General features: G+C 59.6%; 7 protein-coding genes. 5 read left to right on the top strand and 2 right to left on the bottom strand.

The window, feature by feature from the left end:
* Positions 1-165: 165 nt before the first annotated feature.
* The 4 genes from plsX (at position 166) to NW809_RS09015 (ending at position 4,024) form a co-directional block, all read left to right on the top strand.
* The gene (plsX, locus tag NW809_RS09030) at positions 166-1,257 is read left to right on the top strand and encodes a phosphate acyltransferase PlsX (RefSeq protein ID WP_414401973.1); all 1,092 of its coding nucleotides are present in this window, start codon (positions 166-168) and stop codon (positions 1,255-1,257) included.
* Between the two features lie 5 nt (positions 1,258-1,262).
* Positions 1,263-2,270, top strand: a complete 1,008-nt coding sequence (locus tag NW809_RS09025) for a beta-ketoacyl-ACP synthase III (protein WP_011431165.1) — start codon at positions 1,263-1,265, stop codon at positions 2,268-2,270.
* 19 nt (positions 2,271-2,289) lie between these two features.
* A complete protein-coding gene (gene fabD / locus NW809_RS09020) occupies positions 2,290-3,159 on the top strand; it encodes an ACP S-malonyltransferase (protein ID WP_011431164.1) in 870 nt (289 codons plus the stop codon).
* A gap of 124 nt (positions 3,160-3,283) precedes the next feature.
* Positions 3,284-4,024 (top strand): hypothetical protein, encoded by a 741-nt coding sequence (locus NW809_RS09015; protein WP_414401972.1) that lies wholly within the window; start codon positions 3,284-3,286, stop codon positions 4,022-4,024.
* Positions 4,025-4,028: 4 nt separating this feature from the next.
* Here the strand turns inward: NW809_RS09015 and NW809_RS09010 are convergent, their stop codons facing one another.
* Both NW809_RS09010 and NW809_RS09005 read right to left on the bottom strand, forming a co-directional pair.
* On the bottom strand, positions 4,029-6,185 hold the full coding sequence (locus NW809_RS09010; RefSeq protein ID WP_414401971.1) for a DEAD/DEAH box helicase: 2,157 nt from the start codon (positions 6,183-6,185) through the stop codon (positions 4,029-4,031).
* 37 nt (positions 6,186-6,222) lie between these two features.
* Positions 6,223-7,248, bottom strand: a complete 1,026-nt coding sequence (locus NW809_RS09005) for an ABC transporter permease (protein ID WP_011431161.1) — start codon at positions 7,246-7,248, stop codon at positions 6,223-6,225.
* Positions 7,249-7,448: 200 nt separating this feature from the next.
* On the opposite strand from NW809_RS09005, the gene NW809_RS09000 reads away from it, so the two are divergent.
* Positions 7,449-8,045, top strand: a 597-nt coding sequence (locus NW809_RS09000; RefSeq protein ID WP_414401970.1) for an NAD-dependent epimerase/dehydratase family protein, incomplete at its 3' end; no start/stop codon positions are given.

The raw sequence follows: 8,045 nt of genomic DNA, 5'->3' as shown, positions 1-8,045 counted from the left end.
AGGCGCTGGGAGTGTCAAGGGCTTGACGGCCTCAACCAAAGAGAGCAAATCTGGTAAAATTCGGTAGCGCCTTGTAGATAGCGGGATCCCAACTTCTCAAGGCAGAGGAGCAGCGGAGATCCCCACATTTTATCTGTCAGGAGTGTTCCAGTGTGAGGTCAGCTCGTGCGAATTGCAGTTGATGCGATGGGAGGTGACTACGCTCCCGAAGAGATCATCAAGGGCGCCCTGCTGGCCCATCGCTATCTTCAGGTGGGGATTGCGCTAGTCGGCCGTCCAGACGCGCTTGAGCCTTTCTTGCCCCGGCCCCTGCCTCCTGGGATCACCGTCGTGCCCGCTGAGGAGGTAGTGGGCATGGCGGAAGAGCCCCTGGCGGTGCGCAGGAAGCCGCAAGCCTCTATCAACGTCTCCATGCAACAGGTGCGCGCCAAGCAGGCAGATGCAGTGGTGGCTGCCGGCAACACTGGGGCTACGATGGCCGCTGCCTACCTCAACTTGGGCCGATTGGCGGGGATCGACCGCCCGGCCATCGGTGCTCTTTTGCCCACTTTGAAGGGCAAGCCGGTCTTGCTTTTGGATGTGGGAGCCAACGTGGACTGCCGGCCCCGCTTCTTGGAACAATTTGCCCGCATGGGATCCCTCTACTGCCAGTGCGTGCTGGGGATTGAGAAGCCGCGGGTGGGCCTGCTCAACATTGGCGAGGAGCCCAACAAGGGCAACGACCTGGCCCTGGCCACCCATCAGCGCCTGACCCAGTTGCCGGGGATTCACTTTGCCGGCAACGCCGAGGGGCGAGACGTGCTGACGGGGGACTTTGATGTGGTGGTGTGCGACGGCTTTGTGGGCAACGCCCTGCTCAAGTTTGCCGAGAGCGTCGGCCAGGTGATCACCCAGGTGCTGCGGGAGGAGTTGCCCCGCGGCTGGCGTGGCAAGCTGGGCTGCTGGCTGCTGCAGCCCAATCTGAAGCAGGTGAAGCGGCGCATGGACTATGTGGAATACGGCGGCGCTTTGTTGCTGGGGGTGAACGGCATCTGCGTCATTACCCACGGCAGCTCCAAGGCGGCGATGGTCTACCATGCCATTCGCCTGGCCAAAGAGGCGGCGGAGCAGAAGATCCTACAGCGGCTGCAAGCGGAAATGGCCGACTCTCACCCATCCAAAGTCAATGCCGGAGAGAATGCTCCTCCTCTGGCCTCAGCCTCTAACCCCAGTCCAGAAGCCCTGTCGGTAGGATCCCTGGATCGGGTGGAAGGATAGCGTTCATGCCCAGCAATGGCCTCCCGAGCGTGCGGCTGGTGGGGGTGGGGGCTGCCCTGCCGACTCCCTGCCTGAGCAACGACGACCTCAGCCAGATCGTGGAGACTTCCGACGAGTGGATCTGGCCCCGCACCGGCATTCGCCAACGGCGCATCCTGCCCCCCGACCTCAGCCTGGTGGATTTGGCGGCGCAAGCGGCAAAGGCTGCCCTGGCGCAGGCCGGCATCCCGCCCCAGGAGCTGGATCTAATCCTCCTGGCCACCTCCACCGGCGTCGATCGCTTCGGCTCCGCTCCGCGGGTGCAAGCAGCGCTGGGGGCGACACGGGCGGTGGCTTTTGACCTGACGGCAGCCTGTACAGGGTTTGTGTTTGCTGTGGCCACGGCGGCCCAGTTTCTGCAAACCGGGCTGTACCGGCGGGCGCTGGTGGTGGCGGCGGACGTACTCTCTCGCACAGTGGACTGGACAGATCGCACCACCTGTGTCCTATTTGGGGACGGGGCAGGGGCGGTGGTGCTGGAAGCCGCAAGAGAGGGGGACGGCGGCATCCTCAGCATCGAGCTGCGCAGCGATGGCAGTGGCAGCGAGCTGCTCAGCCTGGCCATGGCCACCGAGGCCAGGCCCCTGGTGGGATCCCTGCAGGTGGGTCAATACCGCTGCTGCCCCATCGCCATGAACGGCCGTGAGGTGTACAAGTTCGCCGTCCAAGCGGTGCCGGAGATTATCGAGAAGGCTCTCTTTCGAGCTGGGATTGCCGCAGCAGCCGTGCAAGGCTACTTCATCCACCAGGCCAACCAGCGCATCCTCGATGCTGTGGCCAAGCGGCTGCAGTTGGATCCCCAGCGGGTGGCCAGCGTTCTGGAGCGCTACGGCAACACCTCCGGCGCCTCGGTGCCGATTGCGCTGGCCGACTGGATTGGCCAAAGGCGGTTTGGCCCTGGGGATTTGGGGGTGATGGCTGGCTTCGGCGCCGGCCTCACCTGGGGAGCAATTGTCTTTCGTTGGGGCAGATGAGTTGGAGAGTATTGAACTGATGAGCGTTGCCTGGATCTATCCCGGTCAGGGATCCCAAGTCGTGGGCATGGGAAGGGATTTACAAGATTGGCCAGGGGCGGCCCGCAAGTTGGCTGTGGCCCGCGAGGTGCTGGGATGGGATCCCCTGGCGCTCTCGGAAGAGCAGATCCATCAGACCGGCTACACGCAGCCGGCTTTATTCACTGTATCGGCCCTGCTGACGGACTATCTCTACGCTCAGGGTCAGGCTCCCGCCTGTACAGCCGGCCACAGCTTGGGAGAATATAGCGCCCTCTACGCCGCGGGGGTATTTGATTTTGAGACTGGCCTGCGGCTGGTGGCGCTGCGGGGCCAGTTGATGGAAGCTGCAGGGGATCCCCCCGGCAGCATGGCGGCGCTGATTGGGTTTGATCGCGACAAGCTGGAGCACCTGTGCCAGATGACTCCCGATGTGGTCATTGCCAACGACAACAGCCCGGATCAGGTCGTGATCAGCGGCTCGGTCGAGGGGGTGCAGGCCATCTGTGAGCAGTTGCAGGCCAAGCGCACCGTTCCCCTCAAAGTCAGCGGCGCCTTCCACTCGCCCTTGATGCAGGCGGCGGCGGAAACCTTTGCCCACACCTTGCGCGAGGTTGACTTTCAGGCTCCGCGAGTGCCGGTCTACAGCAATTGCACGGCTGCCGCTAGCCGAGATCCCCAGGTCCTCAAGCAGGCACTGCTGTCTCAGATGACTGCCCCAGTCCGCTGGCGAGAAACGGTGCTGCAGATGGCCGCCGACGGCATCCGAGAGGTGTGGGAAATCGGCCCTGGCAATGTGCTGACGGGCTTGGTGAGGCGAACGGCACCTGCCCTGGGACGGTGCAACATCAGCAGCCTCAGCATCGGCTAAGGGATCCCGGCAGCCCTGTTGCTGCAAGTTGCGTTGCTAGCTCCTCAAGGGAGAAGGGCTGCGGGTGAGGAAACCTCCCCAAACAGCAGTTAGGATCAATGAAAACCTGTTTCTGGGGCCGACGATGCCGTCTTCTCCCCCTCGCCAGCTTTGGGTCAATGCTTTTCCCGCTTTGGCTGGCCTTGCCGTGGCCCTCGGCAGCCTGGGATCCGGCGGATCCCTGTGGCAGTCGGGGGCAGCCGCTTTGGCTACGGGCATGACCGGCTACCTCGCCTCCGCCCTGGCTGGGAGTGAGTCCAAAGCCAAAATCCACCTGCTGGAGCAATCTCTGGAGCACCTCAAAAGCCGGCAAGAGCTAGGTTTACAGCACCTGCAAAACGAGCTGGCCGATCTGCGGGCTGCTCTTGCCAATTGGACACCCCTTCGGCAGGAAGAGAAAGCCGGCGATGGAACTGATGCTCAAACCTATTTTGAGTTGGGATCCCAGATCCAAGCTCAGCAAGAATTGCTTTCACAATTGCGTACAGAAGAGCAGAATCTAAAAGCCTCAATAGAAGACTTGCAAGCCAAAAAACAAGAGCTTGTACAACTTTTGAAAGAGTACGTTGCGAAAATTGACCAACTCCGCTGCAAACGGGATCTTTTCGCCCAAGAGATCGCCCGCCTTAATCAAGCTCGCCAAGCAACAGGCTGCAGCAACTTTGCCGCCCACCCCTCTGGGTTTGGAAAGGGATCCCTGGGCTTCAGCTCCGTTTCTGCCACCGCCTACGACGAAATTCTTGCAGCTATTGAGGAGCGAGTAAACGACTTGGACGACATGGCAAAAGCGATGGCAGAGCTGAGCTCGCTCGAGGGCAGATGGTAGCCTATCAGACGCCTTCCGAGTCCGGATCTATTTCATGAATTCGCCGCAGGGATCCCTTATTAAAGGCCGGGAAGCGTAGATAGGGGTACTGTTCCTTGGCCTGCTGCAGCTCTTGAAAGGCGGGGGCCAGGTGGTCTTGGGGGGAGATCCCTGTCACGACACACCAGATCTTGGTGCGTGTCAAGGCCACAAAAGCTTGGTTGCGCCGGCGCAGTTGCTCTTCCACACTGAGCCCCGGTTCGGTGGCGTTTTGAAACTGGCAAACGTAGACTTTCCAAGCTTCATTGCCTTTGGCCCGGAAGATCCCCGCTAGGGTGACATGCCCCGGCAAGCGGAAAATATCCTGACCGGCATCTTCGCCGGCTATGAGAGCTCTAATTCCTCTTTGTTTGAGCTTGGCCTTCAGGCTTTCCCAATAAGGTCTGCTCTTCTTGAAGCTGTCTACACCGGTAACCAGGAGATCCTCCGGCTGAAAACTCCACTGCTTCAGGTCGCGCTCGATTTGTTGGGCAATCCAATTCTGCTCCTCTTCCTCAGAAGGGAAGGTGCGCCAGATTAGCAGCGATTGCGGATCCACCTTGGGCTCAAAGTCTTCTTGATCGATGGGATGGCAAGCCTTGCGGGTGAGGGTAATTGTGGATCCAGGCTTACGAAAATCGCCTTCTACCACTTCGTAACCTAAATTTTCCCACTGCCCTTTTTGAGTAACTCCCTGCAAAGGCTGGTCTCCACGCAAAAGACCCATGTTGATGGCATGGGCAGCCATGAGAATAATCTTCGGAGTGCGGTAGCAATGGGGCAACACAGTGGCCCGCCCTCCCAACTGCACTTTGGGCTTGCCTGTCTCGTCGCGCCCGAATAGCTCGGCTATTCCTGGCACCGTCAGCGAGCCAATGCCCTGGGCTTCGTCATAGGCCCAATACAGCCGTTTGGGATCCCGTAAAGCCCGATAGGCTAAACGGTAAAAGGCAGGGGGCAAATCTTGACCTTCATCGATCAAAATAACATCGAAGAGCTGAGGGATTTCCTTGGCTTCTTTTTCTAACTTTTCGCAGACGTAGTCGAAGGGCTCAGTTGTATAGTCATTTTTATCCCTTAGCTCTGCCTTTGCCCGCTCCAAGCTTTTGGGCGTTAAGCCACATTCGTTAGCGAGCAATCGATAGAACCCAGTTTGATTTTGGGATCCCCAGGCGTGCATCACCTGGATCTTTTTCCAGTCCGGCTCAAGGTCAAACTTGCTCTGACAGACCTTTGAGATTTGCTCGCGAATTTGGTGATAGAGAGAGCGGGTGTAAAAAACTACCGCAATGTCCCAATCGGGGTGGTCGGCGTGGATCTTGGCCGCTCTGCGAGTCAAGACTACCGTTTTGCCTGTCCCCGCCAGGCCCCGCAACCGCTGTGGCCCCTCAGGATATTGGGTGGCAATTTTGCGTTGGTCTTCATCAAGCTTAAAGATCTGCTCTTGGACGCGACGGATCACCGCCTGGGGATCGTAGCTGTAAGATATTGGGTCATCGCCGGGATCCCCCAACTTTATTCCCAACGTTTTGAGGATCACTTCCCATTCTGTGGCGTTGAGAGGAGCGCCATTGGCCTTTTTGGCCGCATACAGAGTCTGCCGCAACTGCTCTGGATGCTCCAAATCATCTGCAAAAAGCAGCGCCCCGAGAAACGGGGGATCCCCGAAGCGCTCCTGCCATTCTTGTCGCCGAATGCGAGGCAAAGCCAGCCGATATTGCCAGGCAACGCGAGCTTGGAGAGGCCGGGTTTCCGGATTTTGCTGCAGCCAATTCTTGATCTGAAACATTTGGTTATCGGCCTGCCCCAAGGGGGTCTCGGTTTCCCTGTGCCACTCCCGCATGCGCCACTGGCTGCCGTCGATGGCTTCGATATTGTAAAGGTTGCAGCCCTTACACTCGAAAACCCAAAAGCCCAGTTCAAAATGAATCAATAGGATGTCGGGCTTGGCCGTGACGTGGCCCTGATGGTTATAGATACTGAACTGATGGAGGAGGTAGCCGGGATCGGATCCCAGGGCCTGCCGCAGCGCATTCCAAACCACTGCTTCCGCAGCTACCCCAGGTAAGCTGTCGTCCAGAGCGCCGTCGGGTTGAAAGTGCATGGGGGATCCCTCGTTTTCCAACTTGAACCCAATGTACAACAGGAAACCTGAGCTCTTGGGGAAGGATCCAAAGCCCCTAAAGCAAAGACTCAGGTCGGATCCGGGGATCCACCCACATTAAGAGCAGATCGGCCAACAAATTGCCCAGAATGAGCATCACGGCCCCCAGCAAAAGCCCGGCCATCACCACGTTGATGTCGAAGCTCTGGACCGCTTCCAAGAGCAGCTTGCCCAGCCCCGGCCAGTTGAAGAAAAACTCGGCAATAAAAGAGCCGCTGAGCAAATTGGCAAACTCAAAGCCCAAGATCGTGATCAAGGGGTTGACGGCGTTGCGCAATGCATGCAGCCAGATCACCCGCCATTCCGGGATCCCACGCGCCCGCGCCGCCTGGATGTATTCCTGCCGCAGCACGTCCAAGAAGTTGCCGCGGGTAATCCGCTGCAGCCCGGCAAAGCTGGTGATGCTCAGGGCCAGCGTGGGCAAGAGCAGGTGACGGCCCAGATCCAGCAGCTTTCCCCCCCAACCCAGCTCGGCAAAATAAACACTGGTCATCCCGCCCACCGGCAGCCAGCCCACGTTTTGGGCCACGATCAGCAGCAAAATGGCCAGCACAAAGCTGGGCATGGCCTGCCCCAGGTAGCTGAGCAACTGCAACGCCCGATCCAGAGGAGTGTTCTGCTGCAGCGCCCCCAGGATCCCCAGCGGAATGGCGATCATCCAAGTCAGCAAAACGGAGCACACTGCCAACAGCAGGGTGGCGCCGGCGCGGGAGAGGATGAGCTGCGCTACTGGCACGCGATAGGTGTAGCTGACGCCAAAATCCCCCTGCAGCAGATTGCCCAGCCAGGTCAAATACTGCCAAAGCAAGGGTTTATCCAAGCCCAGCCGCGCCTCTTCCTGGGCGATAAACTCCTGGCTGATACTGGGATCCGCCCGCAAGGGATCCAAAAAATCGCCGGGGGCCAGTTGCAGGAGCAAAAAGCTGAGCACCGTGATCAGCAGCAGCACCGGCACCGCTTGGACCAGCCGCTGCAAAACAAGGGCTAGGGGAGGCCAAAGGCTGAACACCCGTCCAGCAGGGGGAGAAGAGGTTGCGGCCACAGGCAGAAGTCGAGTTGAGCGAGGTCCAAATCTCCCTGGGAGTGGGATCCCTGTCGAACTATGCTGCCATTCTCGCGGCCAAATTTCCAGGTTGCTGCCTGGCTTGGAACAGGGCGCAGTTGCCCGTTAGGGGAAAATTGGGGGTTAAGCCAATCCGGCAGGCGCAAGCTAAGGCGGTAGACTAGTCAGAAGCTTTTTCGATGAGTTGCCGTTGGGAAGATCTCTTGCGAAACCTGTTTCTTACCGGCGCTAGCGGCTGTCTGGGGCATTATGTGTTGGAGCGCCTGGCCCAACAAAGGGATCCCGAGTTTCCGGAGCAGCCCGCCTACCACCTGTACATTCTTATCCGCAACCCCAGCCGCCTGCGGTTGCCCCCGGAGCGTTTGCCTGCCCCCATCACCCTGGTGGCCGGCGATCTCCTGCGCATTCGGGAACACGCCGCCCTGCTGCGGCAGATGGATGGGTTGATCCACATGGCGGCGGCTTGGGGGGATCCCACCCTGACCTGGGCGGTGAACGTCACCCACACCTTGGAGTTGCTCAGCTTGTTGGATCCGGAGCGCTGTCAGCAGGTGATCTACTTTTCCACTGCCAGCCTTTTGAATCAAGCGTTAGAACCTTTGGCCATCGCCGGCCAGGCCGGCACCGACTACATCCGCAGCAAGTACGCGATGCTGCTGCGACGGCAGGAAAGCAGCTTCTGGCCAGATCGCCTGCTCACCCTCTACCCCACCCTGCTGTTTGGCGGCAGCCCCCACCACCCCTACTCCCACATCACCGCCGGCCTCAAGGAGGTG

Origin of the sequence: Synechococcus sp. WC101, assembly GCF_047461555.1 — a bacterium.
Taxonomy (GTDB): domain Bacteria; phylum Cyanobacteriota; class Cyanobacteriia; order Thermostichales; family Thermostichaceae; genus Thermostichus.
This window is presented reverse-complemented; position numbering and strand designations above follow the sequence as displayed.

Bases quoted from the DNA above. Each gene is read 5' to 3' on its own strand.
- NW809_RS09025 (WP_011431165.1), top strand. From the start codon at position 1,263: ATGCCCAGCAATGGCCTCCCGAGCGTGCGGCTGGTGGGGGTGGGGGCT.
- fabD (WP_011431164.1), top strand. From the start codon at position 2,290: ATGAGCGTTGCCTGGATCTATCCCGGTCAGGGATCCCAAGTCGTGGGC.
- NW809_RS09015 (WP_414401972.1), top strand. From the start codon at position 3,284: ATGCCGTCTTCTCCCCCTCGCCAGCTTTGGGTCAATGCTTTTCCCGCT.